Origin of the sequence: Sinorhizobium numidicum (assembly GCF_029892045.1) — a bacterium.
Taxonomy (GTDB): Bacteria; Pseudomonadota; Alphaproteobacteria; order Rhizobiales; family Rhizobiaceae; genus Sinorhizobium; species Sinorhizobium numidicum.
The window spans coordinates 145,183-163,491 of sequence record NZ_CP120369.1; the positions used below are offsets into that span (position 1 = coordinate 145,183).

The following is an 18,309-nucleotide window of genomic DNA, read 5'->3' on the forward strand; positions in this document are numbered from 1 at the left end:
AACCGGTTAGTTGAGACCCCCCTCCATCAAGCGGAACTTGACCTTGTCGAGATTGGACTTGTCGATGATGGCGGGGCCAGTGGAGATGTCAGCGCCCGGCATCATGCCGTAGTCCAAGTAGGTTCTAGCGATTACCGCAGGAAGATAGCCCTGCAGGTACATAAGTTGGTCGATACCAGCAATCGCCTCGCCGCTCGCGATTGCGTCGAGCAAAGCTGGCGAGACGTCGAATGTCACATTCGACACGCTCTTGGACAGGTTTTCTCGGCGCTCGACGTCGAGCAATGTTTCGAAGCAGAACGGCCCCGAATTCATGCAGAACACAGCGTCGGTATCCGGATGGGCCAGGAAGTAGTTCGACAGCATCGCAGAGCTTTGAGACACGTCGGTGCCAATGGCGATAACCTCCGTCTGGGCACCGGCTTTCGCAAGCGTGTCCGTAAATCCCTTTGCCATTTGCTCCAAGCCGACGTGACCGGGAACATGATTTGGAACGACTCCGCGCTTTGGATGAGGATTGACCTTCAGGACCTGCTCGGCGGCTGCAACGCCACTCTGATAAAGGTCAGCGCCAATGCCGATCAGGTACGGCACGCGCTGATCTTTTGGGGCCGGGTCGAGCACGTTAATGGCAATCATCGGGATTCCAGCCGCTTTTGCCTTTTCGATTGTCGGCCGCATTGCTGTCGGATCGGTGGCCGTGATCACGAGCATGTCAGGCTTCTCCGTGATTGCCGTTTCCATGCGGTTGATCGTTGTCTCAATCGAGAACTTGTCGTCCTGCGTCCACTTAATCTTCAAGCAATTGTCATCCGCACCTTGCTCGGCACCCTTCTTAACGGTCGCCCAAACCGGCTCCGCAATTGCGTGCGTTGCGTAGTAAATGAGGTATGGCTTTTTGCCCTCGCAGCGGTCGGCTGCCAGTGAAGTCCCCGCAGCAAGCGTTGCTGCCGCAGCCGCCAGAATGCCCGTTGTCATCAGTCTTACAGAGATATTGGCCATGGTTTCCTCCCGTTAGCCTCCTAGACGGCAAGCTTGCTGCTCGCTCGTGTTCCCGTGTTGATAAGATTTGCCAGTTCCTGCTCACTGACGTCTTCGCGAGACGTCGTTTCCGCGACCTTGCCGTGATAGAGCACGGTGAACCGATCGCAGACCTCATATGCGTGGGAGATGTTGTGAGTGATAAAGACGACCGATACGCCCTGACGCTTGGCTTCCTGAATATAGGCGAGCACTTTCGCCGTTTCCTTCAGGCTCAACGCCGCAGTCGGCTCATCGAGGATCAGCAGCTTGGACTGGAAATGCACCGCCCTTGCGATTGCAATCGACTGCCGTTCGCCGCCGGAAAGGCGGGCAACCGTTAAATCGACATCGGCGATGTGAATTCCCAACTGCGAAAGCGATTTGCGAGCGATCTCGCGCATCTGCCGTTTCTTCAGCAGCATCAAACCCGGCAATTTCACCGACACTTCCTCTTCGCGGCCAAGGAAGAAGTTCCGGTAGATGCTCAGGAGCGGGATGATCCCCAAGTCCTGATAGACAACCGAGATCCCCTTCGCCATGGCCTTTCTCGGAGAGTCGATGGACGTCTGCTGACCCTGCCAGATGATCTGACCGCTCGTCGGCTGATGGACGCCAGCGAAGACCTTGATCAGCGTCGACTTGCCTGCGCCGTTATCCCCAAGCAGTCCCAAGACCTCACCTGGCCTCACGTCCATGTTGATGCCACGCAGAGAATGAACGCGGCCGAAGGACTTCGTGATTTCCTTGAGTTCGAGAAGTGGAGAAGCTAAATCCTTGGTCATCACACGCCGTTCCTTATTCTCACGCGTTGATTGACAACAGCAGCGACGATCAGCAGCAAACCAATGCCGGCTTGGTACCAGTAAACTGAGATGCCCATCAGAAGCAGACCTTGCTGGATCATGCTGATGATCAGGACGCCCAAAGCTGCACCCACAATGCTGCCGTATCCACCATTGAGAGACGCACCACCGACAACCACCGCCAGAACGGCTTCCAGTTCCATTCCCTGTCCACGCAGCGCATCCACACTTGAGAAACGCGCGACGGAGACATACCCGGCAAGACATGCCATCATCGAATTCAGGGCAAACGCTGCTATTTGGACCCCCTCGGCCGGAACACCCATGCCTCGCGCAGCCTCAGGCGACCCCCCTGTAGCAAAGAGCCAGTTGCCAAATCGAGTGGAGGTCAAAACGAAAGCGAATATGACAACGAGCACGAGGAACCAGAAGAACGGCCCCGGTATCCCGTTCCAATTGAAATCGAAGGCTCGAAGGAAGGGATCGGGAGTTTTCAACCGGATCGGAAACCCTTGGGTTAGCGCCAGGAGTACACCTCGGTAAAACATCAAGCCTCCGAGCGTGATGATCAACGAGTGTATCTGCAACCTTGTTACGAGAACCCCGTGGAACGCCCCCACCAGCAGACCGGCGACCAAAACGATCGGCAGCATAACGATCGCCGGGATTCCGGCGTTTACGCCCATGATCACCATCCCAGCTGATAGACCGTAGACCGAACCAACTGACAGATCGAATTGACCGGCGATCATCAGGACGGCGACACCGACGGCTATGATGCCGAGCGTCGACGAACTGAGCAGAAGGTTCGAGGCAACCCGGTCCGAGAAGAAGTGCGGAGCGAACGCTGAAAAGAATAGGTACACGGCAATAGCAGCGATGACGACGCCCGACTCAGGCCGAAGCATCAGCTTGTCGATGAAGGTCTTCTCAGGCCGTTTAGCGCTGATCGCTGCTGCTTCGCCATTGCTTCCTGTGACGGTTTGATGTGTATCCAAGGCCATTGGCTTCTCCTCCCTAGACGAGCCATCGGTCATTTCAGGCTCACTGGCGAGCCGCTTCGCGCTGACTTAAGCGCCTCCATGCTGATGTGCAGCGCCTGACGACCGTCCCACACATTTGGAAAATTGGTGGTCTCGCCGCGGACGGCTCCGACGAATTGATCGATCTCGCGAACATAGGCATCGGCGTATCGATCGATGAAAAAGTTCTTCAGGGGGTCCGTACGGATCGCATCCGCGCCGTAGACTTTTACATTGGTCTTGCCGTGGTTTTGCGACTGCACCATCCCCTTAGAACCGAAGACCTCGATACGCTGGTCGTAGCCGTAGACGGCGCGTCGGCTTGCGGACACTTGGCACACTGCTCCAGATGTGGTTTTCAGCGTCGCGGTTGCAGCATCGTACTCCCGGTCCGGGTTCAGTTCCCCATTGATGTGACTGCTCGCCGTGGCGTAGACTTCGGTCGCCTCGACGCCGAGAACCCACCTCGCGATATCGAAGTCATGGATCATGGTGTCATAGAAGATGCCGCCGGGTGTGGCCTTCATGTAGGCCGGTGGCGGCGGATTGGGGTCACGGCTCGTGATGGACACCATCTCGACCTCCCCAATCGCACCACTTTCGACAATTTCCTTGAGCCGGGCATGGCTGGCGTCGAAGCGCCGATTAAAACCAATCAGGATCGGTTGCTTATACTCGCGCAATTCCGAAACGAGGACATCGACGTCCTCCATATTCATACCGACAGGCTTCTCGCAGAAGATCGCTTTGCCTGCTTTGGCGGCGCGCCGGATAAAGTCCGTGTGTGTGTTGGCCGGAGAAGCAATCCACACCGCCTCAACACTCGAATCCTCATATGCTTCTGCCGCGTCGGACAGCCACCTAGCCCCGGTCGCGTCTGCCACCTTTCTGCCTAGCGCTTCAGATGGCTCTACGACATACTTTAGCGCCACATCAGCGTGCCGCGCCAAGTTTTTCGCGTGAAGCTCACCGATAAATCCGGCGCCGATCAGCGCCACTGTGATCTTTTGGTTCGTCATTTCTTCAACCAATTCCGACGTCGTTGAGATATTTGCGGGTGGCGCGTGCAATAGGGAAAGGCCGTTCGGGGGGAGCCGGATACATGTCTTGTTCCACGACCGCGTAGCCTTGGTACCCGATTTCATCGAGGACCGATTTCAGCTGTTTGAAATCGACCAATCCCTTCCATGGTTCGCACATGATGTTTTTCGTGACGGCATGCGCGAACGACCAACCCTCGCGCCGCATGTCAGCCAGAACATCCGCGTCGCAGTTTTTCAGGTGAATGTAGGGGATGCGGTTCGCATGCTTTTTCAAGAAGGCGCACGCGTCACCGCCGCCATACGCATGGTGCCCGACGTCAAGGCATAGCGCCACATCTTCGGCGGGAGTCAATGCCAAGAGGCTCTCGATGTCTTCCTCTGTTTCCAGATGACTGTCGACATGCGGATGTGCGGCCAAAACAAGCCCGTACTGTTCGCGGATAAACTTGCCGATCCGGCCAATGTTGCGGTTGAAGCGTTCACGCTCTTCCGCAGACAATTGCTTGTTGAGGACGACTTCACCGGTGAACAGGTCGGTGAACATCTCAGGAAGCAAAACGACGAACTTTGCACCAAGCTCTTTTTGAAGCGCGGTGATCGCGGGAAGCTGAATAAGAAGGCTCTCGATGCTCTCTTCATTGAGCAAATTGCATCCAACCGTGGACGCCGCTAACGTCAAATTGCGCTTCGATAGTTCGGCCTTCAGTGCCGACGCCTCAGTCGGCAAATATCCCCATGGGCCCAGCTCAATGCAGGAATAGCCCGCTGCCGCGACCTCATCCAGGAATACGTCCCACGGTACTTGGCGGTCATTATGCGGAAACCACACGCCCCACGAGTCCGGAGCGTTTCCAACCTCGATACAAGCCAAGACGACCTCCCAAGCCTTGCGATGTCTCATTTTGTTTCTTATACTGAGACATTGTCGCAAACCTTACATGCGGTCAACCTCTTTTTCGGTCAAAAGGGCATAAACGTGACAAATCGTAGAAAAAAGGCCCGATTGATGTTGCGTAAGCGCCAAGATGAGGTAATTTGAGACATTCAAGGGAGAGCTAGCCGTGACGCGTCGGGTAACGATGAACGAATTAATAAAGGTGACCGGACTGTCCCGCGCGACGATAGACCGCGCTCTTAATAAACGAGGCGGCATCCATCCCCGTACCGAACAAGTCATCAATCGGGCGCTCGAACAGCTCGGCCGGGCTCCACAGGAGAATGGAGGGCTTCCCGCAAGCAGCGCCGCAGATGCCGTGCTCCGAGTAGGCCGTGGGTTTGCGATGCAGATTCAGGCCTCATGCCAAAACCGCGCTATTCCTCTAAACTTCGTCGACATGTCTCAAAAGAACGAAGACGAGATGCTCGATGCGGTAAACGATGCTTGCAGAGACGTTTCACGCCCGCTGATCGTCACCGCAAAAAACACTGAACGGATGAACGCGCTGTTGTTGCAGGCGCGAAAGCGCGGCAAGCGCGTCATTACATTCGTCTCCGATCTTCCTCACGACAGCCGCGATGCTTTCGTGGGCATTGATAATAGGAGTGCCGGGCAGACTGCCGCCTATCTTATCGGCAGCCTCTTGAAAGAACGCGAATCTGCTACCGTTGGCGTTGTTCTTGGTGACTATGCATTTAATAATCATGAAGACAGAGAAATCGGGTTCCGTTCGCACCTTCGGGCAAATTTTCCAAACATAAGACTCACGGATGTGGCTAAGGGGGAGGATTCGCCTGAACAAACCTATCTGGCGGTCCGCGATCTTTTAAAAAAACATCCAGATGTTGCCGCGATCTACAATGTCGCAGGCGGAAATGCAGGCATGGCCAAGGCGTTGGAAGAGGCCGGTCTGGCTGGTCGGACCCGCGTAGTAACCCACGAAGCAAACTCAATCACAGTTCCACTGATGCGTGACGACGTCGTTCAATATGTTCTCGCGCAAGACCCGGCCGAGATGCTAAAGCTGGCTGTGAATGTTGCCCTTGCAAAAAGACCTCAACCCCTCAAGGAGCAGCATCTTGTCGATTTTGGCCTGCATACGCGCTTCAATTTGCCAAGATTTGCGTTGGACATAGTCGATTAGGCCGCAAACTTTCTCATCGAACTCGGTAGCCTTTTCCCCGATAGAGTAGCAGCGCCTCATTCAGAGCATGGCTCGATTTCCAACTGGAAGCCAACTTCGCTCGCTAGCGTGATGAGTAGCGCTCGAGCAGATTGGCAGGAGGCGCGCGACCTCGTGTACTAACTGCCGCTAATGGTAGGGATGCACATCCCCCGGTGGCGCGTTCTTCGGAGCAGCGCCGCGTCCAAGAGTGACCGACATCCCTGTCGTGAATGTCGCGCCTGCGACGTAGCGGTCTGTGGGCCAATTTCATAGCACTCCGGATTAAGTCATTGATTTGACAGGAAAGGCAGCTTTTTCGAAAGTTGGCACGACTTTTGAGTCCCAGAAGAGGAACTGCGATGGGAGAAGACAATGAGCGTTGATCGAAAGGATCTTTCCCGAAATCCACGTGTGTGCCATTTACAACTAGGAGTTTGGCAACATGAGAATAATTTCGATCAAGCCGGATCATGATGGCGCAATTGCAGCACTGGACACATCGGCAGCCGAGCTCATCTATTCATACGAGCCTGAGAAAGATAGCTTTCCTAGATATTCGGCCATCAACCCAACGACGGTTCTCGACGCCGCTGGCCGCCTCGACGCCATTCCGGATGTGATTGCTATCGGTGGGTGGCGGAAGACGGCGATGGCAAGCGACAGCGCCGTCACGGCAGGCTACGAGGGCGTAGCCCAAGGGTCGGAGGTTGTCGGCGAGAAGACCTTGTTCGGCAGGAAGGTGCACTTCTATTCCTCGACGCACGAGCGCTCCCACCTCTGGGGCACATACGGCATGTCGCCGTTCCCCGCCGGAATGCCCTGTTATTTGCTGATCTGGGAAGGGGTGTTCGGGGATTTCTATGAAATTGATGAGCGCCTGCGGGTCGTGCATTTGGGAAAAGTGATGGCGAGCCCTGGCGACAAGTATGCCTTCCTCTATGCGCTGGCCGACCCGAACAGAGGACGGTTGCACGTCGAAGACGCGGGTAAGCTAATGGCGCTTTCCGCCTATGGGCAGACCGGATCGCCAGACCGGGACGAGCAAGCGCTGATAGATTTCCTGCTTCCACGCCACGGCATTCTGAGCTCCTCAGTGAGAAAGGAGGATTTGCGGAGTTCGCCCTACCATAACATTGGCGTAACCCATCAGAAGTTCACCAATCTCGCCAAGCGCGTTTCGGACGCCATCTTCGATTCGTTCCACACTTTTGCAAAGAAGAATCTGACAAAGGGATTCCCGCTGCTGATTGCCGGCGGGTGCGGATTGAATTGTGAGTGGAACCGCCGTTGGCTCGAAACAAACCTTTTTTCTGATGTTTTCATACCGCCGTGCGCAAATGATACAGGCTCGGCAATCGGGACCGCCGTCGACGCGATGCGGCATTTCACCGGCAATGCTAAAATCAAATGGAATGTCTATTCAGGCCAGCCATTCATACTTGACGACTTCGACAGGACCGGAGTCGAGGTCCACCCGCTCGACTACCATCAAGTCGCCTCGGCGTTGCTCGATGACAAGGTGATTGGTTGGGTACAAGGGAATTGCGAAATCGGACCGCGCGCACTCGGCAACCGGTCAATTCTCGCGGCGCCCTTCTCAAAGGCAACCCACGAGCGGTTGAATCGCATCAAGAAGCGGGAGGGTTTCCGTCCGATCGCGCCGGTTTGCCTGGAGGAAGATATCGCGCGCCACTTCGACTTGACACGCCCGTCGCCCTACATGCTCCTTTTCCAGAAGGTTATCGATAGCCGGTTGAAGGCTGTCACGCATGTTGACGGCACAGCGCGGGCCCAGACAGTTTCGCGGGAGCAGAACTTGCACCTCTTTCAGTTGTTGACCTCGTTTAAGGCGAGAAGCGGGGTCGGCGTTCTTTGCAACACATCCCTGAACTTCAATGGCGCCGGCTTCATCAATCGTGCAAGCGATTTGCTGACCTATGCCCAGGCTACAGGTCTCGACGGATTTGTTATCAACGACGCTTTCTATCTCCGTAAGATGCCCATTGCGTAATCCATCGACGGGTCTGCCTGCTACCTCCCGCGCCGCCGGCGACAGAGTTGACGAGTTCGCCCAGAGAGCCGGAAGCGAGCTTCATCGAGAATGCAGTCGGCGGTGATTGTGCCTGCACCTCGTCCTAGTCACGGCGAGCCATCTCGCGCCGCGTCTCCGCGACCGAAACGGGGACGGTCGCTGTGGAGAGAGCCGAAGGGCCTCTGGCCCCTGGCTTATAACTTAGGTTAGTTCACGCTGTTCACTCGCGATATAGCGAACGCAAGGAAGAGGCAGACACATCCGATCAGTAGCTCAAGTCCTCGGGTATCGTCAGCATCTTGCCGTGCTGTGAAACAGGAAATCCGATTTGACTAGCCATTCTCAGACGTGCCGCACTCTGGGATCAACCGTGATGAAGGAGGCGTTGTTCGCGACGCCGAGAAACTGCTTCGAGTCCATCAGCGCTTCGGGTAACAAGCTGTACAGCTGTGCAAGATCGTACGTGTTATCAGGGCGCCATGAACAAGTCTCTCAATTCTAAGCCGGAAGCGGCTCTGCTCGCCGCTTTAGGTGGGCGCTGCATTGTGCTCGTCGGCATGATGGGCTCGGGCAAGACGTCGTTCGGCTGGCCGCTCGCGGCGCGGCTCGGGCTCGATTTTGCTGACGCCGATGCCGAATCGAAGCGGCGCACCGCATGACGATCCGGAAAGCTTGCCCCGGCACGGCGAGTCCTATTTTTGCGACCGGGAGCGGCGGATGCTCGCTAGGCTCTTGGCCGAAGGACCGAAAGTAGTGGCGACCGGCGGCGGCGGGTTCATGAATGCCGAGAGCCGCTCGCAGATCTCGGAGCAGGGGGTGTCGATATGGCTGAAGGCCGATTTCGACGTATTGATCCGCCGCGTGCGTCGGCGCGCCAACCGGCCGCTGCTGCAAACGCCCGACCCCGAAGGCGCCCTGCGCAAATTGATCGATGACCGTTACCCAACTTATGCTCTGGCCGACGTGACGGTGGTGTCGGACGACGGCCCGCACGAAATGATCGCAGCGAAAACGATGCAGACTTTGATGCCCTATCTGGACGTTCACCCCGTGCCGCAGGCCCGCCCGGCCGCGACGGAAGAGGGTATTTCCTGACCAAAGGTGCAGGACGATCTCGGATAGCGCGGATGACGAGTGGCTGATTTTCGCACCGAGCGGGTGGGAGGAGAGCGCGCGAGGGGAGGGGCCGAACAAAAGCTTCGAATCGATTCCGGCAAATGCCGGACAGTACAGCTCGCCGGATCGACTTTCGCCCGCCTGGTTGATGTCATTTGGTGTATTGATTTCGGCGTTTCGCGCGTCGGTCAAGAGCGGGGTTTGCTTTTGTTTCCTCATGCTATCGCCTTCGGCCCGCCGTAGCTCTGAAGAATTTGAGCGAGGGGCATGCCCGGGCGGCGAAACAGCGCAAGCTGAAGGGCAACGCCGAGGCGATTGGGGCCCTCTCGGCGACGCCGGGTCAGATCGAGGTCGCCGGGCTCAAAGGTGTAAAGTCGGGCCAGGTCGTCACAATCCGCCGGGAATCCCAGTAGTTGTTCCCGCTCGGCTTCGCTCAGCAGTTCGTGCTTGCGCATTCGCCCATCAGCGCGCTGATGACCATGGCCGGAAGCGGAAAGGAGAGGTGGCGCCGCAGGTCGGCGGGCTGGGGCTGGGCCGCCAGCGTCTCGAACAACTGCGCGGCGATCGCCTCGACCTGCTGCGCGAGCAGCTTCACCCTGCCGTTGCTGAAGACCGGCGCCACGATCGTGCGAGACCAGCAATACCGGCGAACCGAGAATCACCGAATCCGGGGTGAATGCCGCACTCTCTAAGCGATGGAAGAGCGGAAGGTGACCGGCAGGCGCTGCGGGCAGCGAATGACGTAAGACGGCATGTAGACGACGTCCTCCGCGGCGATGGTCAGCGCCAGATCCTCCAGCCGCCGGAACAGCGCGGGAAAGGCGCAGCGCAATTCCAGGCGCGCCAGCGCAGCGCCCAGGCATAAATGCGGCCCTTCGCCGAACGACAGGTGCGGGTTGTGCCGCCGGGTGACATCGAACCTGTCGGCGCCGGGACCGAAGGCCTCTTCGTCCCGGTTCGCCGCATGGAACGACATCAGGACGGCGTCGCCGCGGCGGACCATGCATCCGTCGATCTCCACGTCCTGGGTGGCATAGCGGAACGGCAGATTGGCCACGGCGCTGCCCCAGCGCAGGATCTCCTCGATCGCCTGTGACCACGGAACTTGGCCGCTGCGCACCAGGTGCAGTTGCTGCGGATGCGTCAGCAAAGCAAGCACGCCATTGCCGATGACGCCGGTGGTGGTCACGAAGCCCGCAGAGAGCACCATGAATAGCATGTCGATGAGCTCGGTGTCCGAAACGAGCTCGCCGTTGTCGCGCGCGACGATCAGGGCCGAAGCCAGATCGTCGCCGAGCTGGCCCCGCTTGAGCGCGATCAAGCGACGGAAGAACTCCGGGATGCGCTGCCGCGTCTGTCGCACCTCTGCGGCTGTGGCGGAGGTGTTGGCCAGGCTGTAGGTGAGCGCGACGATCTCCTCGCGCTGTTCGTACGGCAAACCGAACAGCTCGGCGATCACGTTGGTGGGCAGCGGAACGGCGAACTCGCTCATCAGATCGGCACTGCCGCCGCGCTGCGCCATCTCGGCCAGGAGTCGATCGACGCATTGTTCGATACGTGGCGCCAGCAAGGCGATACGACCGGGCGCGAAGCTCCTGGACAGCAGGCCGCGCAAGCGCCGGTGATCGGCGCCATGCGCCGTGACCATGTTGTCCACTTTGCACATCCCGATCAGCGGATGATCCTCGGGAATCTCGCCGTCCTGCAGCGCCCGCCACTGTCGCCAGTCCCTGTTGAAACGCTGGTCGGAAAGCATCCGCCTGAGCGTCTGGTGACCACCTGCCGCCCAGGTCACCACATCGCCTGGCAGCGACACTCGCGCCATCCCCCCCTGCTGCAGAATCGCAGAAGACAGATTATCAAGTTCAGTGGGAGCGGCCGACACACCGATCATATCGCAATGATCGTTTTCTACGCGCATGCCAACAACTCCTTAAAGAACGCTCCCGACAGCCATTGCAAATCATTGTCCGACAAACTTCTCTCCTACATGAGCGAGGCGTTCGCGGACACCCTTGCACCTACCGTGCCAAAGAAGAAAAGTCTTTTAAAACAATCATGGATCTAGCCGTGCCATGTAGCATATCAGACGTCGCCAGACACGGAACGTCGGAACAAGAACAGCGCGAAATTGGCAGATCGGCCGCCTTTGATGCCGAGAAACAGACAGCGATTGAGACCCATTCCACGCTGCGCGTGAAAGTGTGTCGTTCAACGGCCGTGCGGATGGCAATTTTGACAAGGAAAACCTGATGATGATGTACGGCCTGGTGCCTCGCCGTAAGCGCATGCGCAAGAGGGTCTAGCGGCTGCGCATCGCGCGAGCGCTGGCCCGGCGGCTTTCAGGCCCGATTTAGGCGAGAGCGGCGTACGCCATAGATTGGACCACATCATCTACTGGACCCCATCGTGGGAGGGCTGAGGCCGATCCCGGAGAGAAGCGCGGCCGCGAAAAGACGTTAAACGCCGAACAAACGGGGTCGGCGTGCAGAAACGATCAGCTGTTTAGGGGTCAGGGGGAAGCGCTGGGAAGGGAGCCGTCCCCCGTCCCAACACGCTTGCGGCAAGCCTAGGCCGCCTCGATGTCTGTTTTTGAGAAATCGTCGCCTTTGAAGAGCAGGGGGATGCGGTACGCTTTCGCGCACGCATAGGAGAAGCAGTCTCCGAAATTGAGCCTTGCCGGATGGGCGACAACGCCCCCATAGGTTTGACAGGCTTCGACCGCCTTGCGATGCATAGCACTGCCGATAGCCATTTCTTTCGCGCCGATCGCCTCAAGGAATGCGTCAATGTGTTTCTGCGCCAGATCAATCAAATGAGGCGGGATCGGCACTTGGTTGCCGAATGCCGCGTCCCGCTTTTTGCGAGCAAGGCTGATGACGGCCTCGTAAATCGAAATCGATGAGTAGTAGATCTGATTTTTCGAATTTTCGATTCTGGAGATCAGAAAATCTGCGTCTTCCTCGTTGCCCACGATAGCAACGATGGCGGAGGCGTCCAGAAACATCAGATGCCGCCCCACTGTTCATCAGTGAATTTCTTCATATCGAAATTCGGGTCATCCGGACCCATAGCAGCGCGAACATCATCCTGAATCTTTTTAATACGTTCTTTCAATGGTATAGCTTTCTGGGCGCGTTCCAGCTCGTTGAGCAGCGCTGTACGTACCGCCTCGGTCTTGTTGGGAGCCTTGATGACCTGCTGGACCTGCTTCGCCAGTTCGTCAACCGCATCATCGCGAATGTAGAGAGACATCGGGTTTCTCCTGAGGACGGATATCCCATTTGGGAATATACGAATATTTCTAGCTGGAATATACGGGATTTGCAAGGTTAGGGCGCACCCAGCGATAGCCAAGCACGCCCTCTGGGCAGTTCGGAAGGAGAGAAACCAACTGCCCGTCTGAACACGCGGTTTGGGCCGAACCTGGGATGTGTGAACGGCACGCCTATCGCATTCCGGAACGCCAAGCAGGAACACAAGTTTCAAGATTAGATATTTGAGAAACAATATCAAGGCCTCAGTTCCATAATAAACCTTATCTGATCCGTAATGTTATAACATTTGTAGAGGTTAAAGTGTGCAGTCCTGCAAAGTTGGATGTCACACTCCCCGCGATTTGATGACGTGGGAGATTGCGGATGGGATTGATTGCGATGAGCGAGCGCGATCTGCAGCGGATTGAGGTTTTGTCGAAGGTGATCGACGGCCGCATGACGATTGTTTCGGCGGCGCATGTCCTGGGCTTGAGCACGCGCCAGGTTCGCCGGCTCCTGGAGCGGATCCGGACGGATGGTGCAGCATCGATCCGGCACAAGGCGCGCGGCCGACCATCGAACAATCGGATTTGTGACGGCGTGCGCGATTATGCCATGGCGATCGTGCGCGAGCGCTATGCGGACTTTGGTCCGACGCTGGCGGCCGAGAAGCTTGCGGAGCTTGATGGTCTGACGGTGTCGCGCGAGACCTTGCGCCGATGGATGGCGGAGGCCGGCCTGTGGCTGTCGCGCCAGCAGCGGCGCACGTTTCATCAGCCGCGGTTGCGGCGCGAGGCCTATGGCGAACTGGTGCAGATCGACGGTTCCGAGCATCGCTGGTCCGAAGATCGCGGTGACCCATGTTCGCTGCTGGTGTTCATCGATGATGCGACCGGCAAGCTGATGCAGTTGCGGTTCGTACGATCGGAAAGCGCGTTTACGTATTTCGAGGCGCTGGAGCTCTATCTGAAGGCGCATGGTGCTCCGGTCGCCTTCTATTCCGACAAGCATTCGGTGTTCCGGGTGGCGAAGAAGGACGCCAAGGGCGGCCAGGGCATGACCCAGTTCGGGCGTGCGCTTTCAGAGCTAAACATCGAGATTCTTTGCGCAAACTCGAGCCAGGCGAAGGGCCGGGTCGAGCGGATGAACCGGACGCTACAGGATCGGTTGATCAAGGATCTGCGTCTGGAGGGCATCTGCGGGATGGACGACGGCAACGCTTTCCTGCCTCGGTTCATGGAGCGCTATAACCGGCAGTTTGCCATTTCCCCTGCCCGGCCTGATGACCTGCACCGGCCGATGAACCTTGCCCCGGATCGGCTGCGCGAGTTGCGTTATGTCGGTGCGCAACTGACGTTCTCCTACGAGCGCCAGCGCATCATGCTGGAAGAGAACGAGGTGACGCGCGGGCTGGTTGGTCGCTATGTCGAGACCTATGCCTATGCGGATGGCCGGCTCGACGTGCGCTGGAATGGGCATTCCCTGCCCTACCGGGTGTTCGACAAGGACCAGCGGGTGACGCATGCGGCGATCACCGAGAACAAACGGCTTTCCGATGTGCTGGCCTATATCAAGGAGCGGCAGGACGAGCGGCCGGCGCCGAAGGTGAAGACGAACAGCGAGAAGATTGGCTACAAACCGCGGGGTCGCAAGCCGGGCAAGCGGACGGATTTCATGAACGATCCAGCGGTCATCGCTCGGCGGCGGCAGGCACTTTCCCAGCAAAGTGCGGTGGAGCAAGGGCAACCCTACCCGGCACAGTTCAATGGAGAATAAACTCGGGATGCATGTCTGATTTCAGCTTTAAACAGGCAGGCCACAAGGGTGTCTTGTGGTAGGTTCCGTGCTGCCAAATGGTCAGCCCCTCGCGGTCTTCGTGCAGCAATCCCAGCCAGCACAGCGGGCGAATGATATCGTAGCGGAGCGCCGACCTTTCCGCCCAGGTTTCGACAGTCATTTCTGCTGGCTCTGGGTACGATTCGCTCGGGTATAGCTCGTTCGCCAGGTCGTCCAATGAGCAGCCCGTTTCTGCTTTCATATTGGTGAGAAAGACGTGCCACCAACGCATCCGATTGCGGACAGCCTCCTGCGTCTGCCCGTGGTGGATATAAGCATAAAGATAATCCGTCGCGATCAGATCGAAGAAGGCCTGCGGTCTCGCCAGAAAGTCCTGGCCACGTTTTGTGGGCAGCAGGACGTCTTTTTTCCGGCGAAGAAGCTTTAGATGTCGGACCATATCCCGCACCACCCAGAGCGGCGGCATGTCGGCTTCATTGAGGACCTTATTCATCCTGTACAGGTCTTCGGATGTGTACCCGGGCCAATCGAAATGAACGGCGGCCCAGTGCACGAACTTGCGGTTCATGGCGCCCGTCGCTGTTAATCCAATGCCATTGTGAGTATCGGCATAGGATATCGTCACGATCATCCCGCGAAGCAGCGGCGACAGCGCGGCTACATCGACATCACCCATCAGCCTGATTTCCGGAAGCATCGCGAGATCCTGGCCCTGCACATACAGCTGCCTGCAACATCTACCAGGAACGCAATAAATGAAACTGAGAAAGCTAAAGCCGAAGGGGTGCCCCTTCAGCCGCCCCCTCCCTTTCCTTGCAACCCGGCCCAGCCGGTCCGGTCGGGGGCTTGCCTCAGCGCAAGTGGAGATGCCGAGTGTCGTATTTCTAACTGGCTGGCGGCGTCGCATCTCTAATCAGCTTTGACACCTTGTGTAACCGCAAAGTTAAACTGTCCTGTTTCTGCACCCTGCGGCCGCTGCAAAGGCCGCGACCAGAACGCTAAGGATAAAGCCGTTCAGAAACTGCGGCTGGCGAGAAGCCTCCTGGTACCAGTGCAGCGAATAACCTTCCACCGGCAGTGACAGGATCTCGTTCGAGATCACCGACAACCAACTAACCAGGATCAATGGCAAGAGCATCAATCCGAGCGCGAAGAGATTAAGACCGCCGACGAGCAAGCGCCCCAATCTTTCAGGAAGCGTGCTTCCCCTAATCATCGCGGATCATGCAGCAAGCGTGTTTTTGTAGAACTTGCCGCCGCGAACGATTGCGGCAAGGTTTTTCTCCGGACGCGACAGGATTGTGACGTCTTCAAGTGGATTGCCATTCACGACGACGAAATCCGCATAGGCGCCCTCGGAGATGACGCCGATCTGGTTCTCCATCATGCAAAGCCTCGAAGAAACGCGGCTTGCGGAATAAAGAATGTCGTGCGCCGTGAGCACCTTGGCCCGGATCTCGAACTCCATAGACTGGTACTTGTGCAACTGGCCAAGCAGATCCGTTCCAAAGCCCATTGGCAAACCAGCTTCCTTCATCAGGCGCAGGGATTCCAGGCCCCCGGTTCGCACCGTTTCGATCTTGGCCTGGGAATCCGCACTCAGACCGAACGCGGCACCATCTAACGCCAGCCCTTCATAGGCGGCAAGGGTCGGGCATGCGATCGCACCGGCTTCCGCGGCAAACTTCGCGGTCTCCAGAGTGATGAGGTTGCAGTGTTCGAGGGATTTCACGCCGCATTCCACCGCACGCCGGATGGACGCATCGGAATAGGTGTGGGCGGCAACGTAGAGACCGTAGTTCTCCGCTTCCTCGACGATGACGCGGATTTCGTCGCGGGAATACTGCAGAACGTGGATCGGATCGTTCGGCGAGGACACGCCGCCATTCGCCATGATCTTGATGAAATCGGCACCGCCCTTGATTTCGTCGCGGGTCGCGCGGCGCACTTCATCGACCCCATCGGCAATTCGCCCCAGCGCGCCGAGCGATGCAGGATGCAATTGGCGCTTGTCGTTGCGAGCGCGGTAATCGCAATGGCCGACGGTCTGACTGAGCGCCTTGCCGCAGATCACCAGTCTCGGACCGTCGATCAGCCCCTCTTCCACCGCAAGCTTCAGACCGAGATCGGCGCCGGCGAGATCGCGAACCGTGGTAAAGCCGCGCATCAGCATTTCATGCATGATCTCGCGGCTGCGAAGAGCGATCAGAGAAGATGGAAGTTCGGCGTTCTTGGCGAGATCGACGAGCGTGGCGATGACATGGACATGCGCGTCGATAAGGCCGGGCATCAGCGTCCGGCCCTTCAGATCGATGCGCTCCACTCCAGCAGTATCGAGCTTCTCCGAGGAGACGCGGACGATGCGGTCGCCTTCCACATGGACCTCGAGACCGTCGCGCAGCGTTCCGTTGTCAACGTCTAGAACCTTGCCGCCGTGAAAAATGTAACCGTTCATGAAGTCGCCCATTTAGTATTTTCAAGAATGATAAAAACGATCATTTCTGTTTGTGATGAGTCGCCCTGGTGCCCATCGCACGAAAAACGTACTTGCCCGCCGAATATGGCACGTCAAACAAAGTTTTCGCCGTTAACGCCGATGGGTGACGACTGGCGTGTTCGACGCAATATACGATACGGGACACCACCGCCGCATAGTCGACAGCAGAGTGGTCTCAGCACATCATTGCACAGCACGATGCAGATGCTACTAACTGTCGCCTTGCCGGCACATCTGATAGATCAGCGCCTGATGGAACCCTTCGGCTCCTCGGTCCAGTCGAACAGCGGCTTCGGAAATTCCTCGATCGGCCTGGCTGAACGCCCGGTTTCGCTCTAGTCTCCTCGATGACTAGGTTAACTCTCTGCAGAGTTGGGGAAGGCTTTGCAGGACTACACATGTAACGCTAAGTAGGTTTAGCGGACCAATCTCCGATGGTAGCTTCATAGGGCAGAAGAAAAAACTTCGGAGTCGACCAATGGATCGCGATAGCAAACGGATACGTACAGCTGAAAGTTCATCCCGCGACGGCGGGAGGGCCGAGGCACGCACTTATCTCTCTGACCTTCCAGATGGACCGCTGACCAATGTGGCAGAACGATTAGTAACCACCAACCCGCGCGAAACGGGACGCAATCTTGGGAACTTTAAAGCCGTGCTGGGCGAAGCGCCACAGGCAGCTTGGAGAGACAGCGCTGGGCAAGAAACTGCCTTGGGAAAATTTGACAGGCGGAACAACCAGCTCGGCAGAGCCGCCAATGATCTGTACAACGAAAAGCTGGCACAAGTCGGGCACAATTCGAATGATATATCAACGTATCAAGCTGCAGCGGGCGGTCATATAGGTGATTTTCTATCACCTGAGAAGCAAACTGATATCGTTAATCGGATCATCAACCTGGATCCGGTCAACCAAGCTATTGCAATTAACTTGGTTGCGACGCAGCTTGGCAAATTTGAAAGCGAAAACAAAAACCGTCTTGTTAATCGCGCCATTGAATTGCTTGAGGCGCCTGATGTCGACCCTCACGTCCGTCTGTACGCGAGAAATGCCATGTTGAACGGGTATAGCCACTTAGGTGCAAGTGAAAGGGCCCGAGTTAGCTTAGTTCCCGGCTTCAATCGAGACCAGGAGATGATGCAAAGGCTCCCTCAACAGGAGCGCTCAGCAGATGCGGATTTGGACGCGACCATAAGGGCTATTGATGCTTCAGTCCGTTATACAGTAGGACAGCCAATGTCGGTTGACGTGGTGTGTGGGGCTGTTACAGGAGTAGCGCTGCCCATCAGCCAAGCCTCCGATCAAGCCCGAGCCGAGCTAGTGGCTTCCTTCAGAAGCAGAGAGCGATCTGACTCGGGGCGTTGAGTTTCATTTGTGACCGCCGTCAGTGACTGCATAAGAGGCTCTGTCATCGGTAAGAAGAAAAGGTAACAGGGCGTCGCCTCTCAAAGCTAAAGCCGATGGGTATCCCTCACCCGCCCCGATCTCACCTTGCGGCCCGGACCAGCCGGTCAGATCGGGGCTGATCGTGGTGCGGTATGGCGGATCAAAGTGACATTTTAACATTGCGCCACGGCGGACATTTCAACATGGCCGCCACACGCCATGTAGGGGGT

General features: G+C 57.3%; 19 protein-coding genes and 1 pseudogene. 7 read left to right on the forward strand and 13 right to left on the reverse strand.

Annotated features, from left to right (window positions below; genetic code table 11):
• Positions 1 to 6 precede the first annotated feature (6 nt).
• The 5 genes from PYH37_RS29840 to PYH37_RS29860 are packed head-to-tail and all read right to left on the reverse strand — an operon-like array spanning position 7 to position 4,792.
• Positions 7 to 1,002 (reverse strand): substrate-binding domain-containing protein, encoded by a 996-nt coding sequence (locus PYH37_RS29840; RefSeq protein ID WP_280736359.1) that lies wholly within the window; start codon positions 1,000 to 1,002, stop codon positions 7 to 9.
• Between the two features lie 20 nt (positions 1,003 to 1,022).
• Positions 1,023 to 1,805, reverse strand: a complete 783-nt coding sequence (locus PYH37_RS29845) for an ATP-binding cassette domain-containing protein (protein ID WP_280736358.1) — start codon at positions 1,803 to 1,805, stop codon at positions 1,023 to 1,025.
• Positions 1,805 to 2,830 (reverse strand): ABC transporter permease, encoded by a 1,026-nt coding sequence (locus PYH37_RS29850; protein WP_280736357.1) that lies wholly within the window; start codon positions 2,828 to 2,830, stop codon positions 1,805 to 1,807. Before PYH37_RS29850 ends, PYH37_RS29845 begins: the two co-directional genes overlap by 1 nt.
• Before the next feature lie 29 nt (positions 2,831 to 2,859).
• A complete protein-coding gene (gene iolG / locus PYH37_RS29855; RefSeq protein WP_280736356.1) occupies positions 2,860 to 3,879 on the reverse strand; it encodes an inositol 2-dehydrogenase in 1,020 nt (339 codons plus the stop codon).
• Positions 3,872 to 4,792: a sugar phosphate isomerase/epimerase family protein gene (locus PYH37_RS29860; protein WP_280736355.1), complete on the reverse strand. Its 921-nt coding sequence runs from the start codon at positions 4,790 to 4,792 to the stop codon at positions 3,872 to 3,874. Before PYH37_RS29860 ends, iolG begins: the two co-directional genes overlap by 8 nt.
• Positions 4,793 to 4,952: 160 nt before the next feature.
• Here PYH37_RS29860 and PYH37_RS29865 point away from each other — a divergent pair, with 160 nt between their 5' ends.
• The 4 genes from PYH37_RS29865 to PYH37_RS29880 all read left to right on the forward strand — a co-directional run bounded on the left by PYH37_RS29865 (position 4,953) and on the right by PYH37_RS29880 (position 9,120).
• Positions 4,953 to 5,972, forward strand: coding sequence for a substrate-binding domain-containing protein (locus PYH37_RS29865; protein WP_280736354.1), 1,020 nt, complete (start codon positions 4,953 to 4,955; stop codon positions 5,970 to 5,972).
• Between the two features lie 670 nt (positions 5,973 to 6,642).
• Complete coding sequence (locus PYH37_RS29870) at positions 6,643 to 8,004, forward strand: carbamoyltransferase C-terminal domain-containing protein (RefSeq protein ID WP_342394764.1); 1,362 nt, start codon at positions 6,643 to 6,645, stop codon at positions 8,002 to 8,004.
• Between the two features lie 500 nt (positions 8,005 to 8,504).
• Complete coding sequence (locus PYH37_RS29875; protein ID WP_280736352.1) at positions 8,505 to 8,684, forward strand: shikimate kinase; 180 nt, start codon at positions 8,505 to 8,507, stop codon at positions 8,682 to 8,684.
• A gap of 58 nt (positions 8,685 to 8,742) precedes the next feature.
• Positions 8,743 to 9,120 carry a shikimate kinase gene (locus tag PYH37_RS29880; RefSeq protein ID WP_280736350.1) on the forward strand — a complete coding sequence of 126 codons (378 nt, stop codon included), beginning with the start codon at positions 8,743 to 8,745 and terminating at the stop codon, positions 9,118 to 9,120.
• 236 nt (positions 9,121 to 9,356) lie between these two features.
• On the opposite strand, the gene PYH37_RS29885 is transcribed toward PYH37_RS29880, so the two are convergent.
• From PYH37_RS29885 to PYH37_RS29905, 5 genes and pseudogenes are all read right to left on the reverse strand, one after another.
• Complete coding sequence (locus tag PYH37_RS29885) at positions 9,357 to 9,596, reverse strand: DUF4158 domain-containing protein (protein WP_280736349.1); 240 nt, start codon at positions 9,594 to 9,596, stop codon at positions 9,357 to 9,359.
• A gap of 2 nt (positions 9,597 to 9,598) precedes the next feature.
• Positions 9,599 to 9,863 (reverse strand): annotated as a pseudogene (locus PYH37_RS29890) (cytochrome P450); the annotation flags it as partial.
• The gene (locus PYH37_RS29895; protein WP_280736348.1) at positions 9,830 to 11,062 is read right to left on the reverse strand and encodes a cytochrome P450 family protein; all 1,233 of its coding nucleotides are present in this window, start codon (positions 11,060 to 11,062) and stop codon (positions 9,830 to 9,832) included. The pseudogene PYH37_RS29890 and the gene PYH37_RS29895, both read right to left, overlap by 34 nt.
• Before the next feature lie 648 nt (positions 11,063 to 11,710).
• Positions 11,711 to 12,148, reverse strand: a complete 438-nt coding sequence (locus PYH37_RS29900; RefSeq protein ID WP_280736346.1) for a type II toxin-antitoxin system VapC family toxin — start codon at positions 12,146 to 12,148, stop codon at positions 11,711 to 11,713.
• Positions 12,148 to 12,396, reverse strand: coding sequence for a type II toxin-antitoxin system VapB family antitoxin (locus tag PYH37_RS29905; RefSeq protein WP_280663494.1), 249 nt, complete (start codon positions 12,394 to 12,396; stop codon positions 12,148 to 12,150). The genes PYH37_RS29900 and PYH37_RS29905 overlap by 1 nt, the downstream gene beginning before the upstream one ends.
• Before the next feature lie 386 nt (positions 12,397 to 12,782).
• On the opposite strand from PYH37_RS29905, the gene PYH37_RS29910 reads away from it, so the two are divergent.
• Complete coding sequence (locus PYH37_RS29910) at positions 12,783 to 14,174, forward strand: ISNCY family transposase (protein WP_280736345.1); 1,392 nt, start codon at positions 12,783 to 12,785, stop codon at positions 14,172 to 14,174.
• Here the strand turns inward: PYH37_RS29910 and PYH37_RS29915 are convergent.
• From PYH37_RS29915 to PYH37_RS29925, 3 genes are all read right to left on the reverse strand, one after another.
• On the reverse strand, positions 14,161 to 14,892 hold the full coding sequence (locus tag PYH37_RS29915) for a hypothetical protein (protein WP_280736344.1): 732 nt from the start codon (positions 14,890 to 14,892) through the stop codon (positions 14,161 to 14,163). The genes PYH37_RS29910 and PYH37_RS29915 overlap by 14 nt on opposite strands.
• Before the next feature lie 246 nt (positions 14,893 to 15,138).
• Positions 15,139 to 15,411, reverse strand: a complete 273-nt coding sequence (locus PYH37_RS29920) for a hypothetical protein (RefSeq protein WP_280736342.1) — start codon at positions 15,409 to 15,411, stop codon at positions 15,139 to 15,141.
• 6 nt (positions 15,412 to 15,417) lie between these two features.
• The gene (locus PYH37_RS29925; protein ID WP_280736341.1) at positions 15,418 to 16,650 is read right to left on the reverse strand and encodes a metal-dependent hydrolase family protein; all 1,233 of its coding nucleotides are present in this window, start codon (positions 16,648 to 16,650) and stop codon (positions 15,418 to 15,420) included.
• Positions 16,651 to 16,890: 240 nt separating this feature from the next.
• Between PYH37_RS29925 and PYH37_RS29930 the strand changes: the two genes are divergently transcribed.
• Complete coding sequence (locus PYH37_RS29930; protein WP_280736340.1) at positions 16,891 to 17,031, forward strand: hypothetical protein; 141 nt, start codon at positions 16,891 to 16,893, stop codon at positions 17,029 to 17,031.
• 139 nt (positions 17,032 to 17,170) lie between these two features.
• Entirely contained in the window at positions 17,171 to 18,058 is an 888-nt protein-coding gene (locus PYH37_RS29935) for a hypothetical protein (protein ID WP_280736339.1), read from the forward strand.
• Positions 18,059 to 18,309 lie beyond the last annotated feature (251 nt).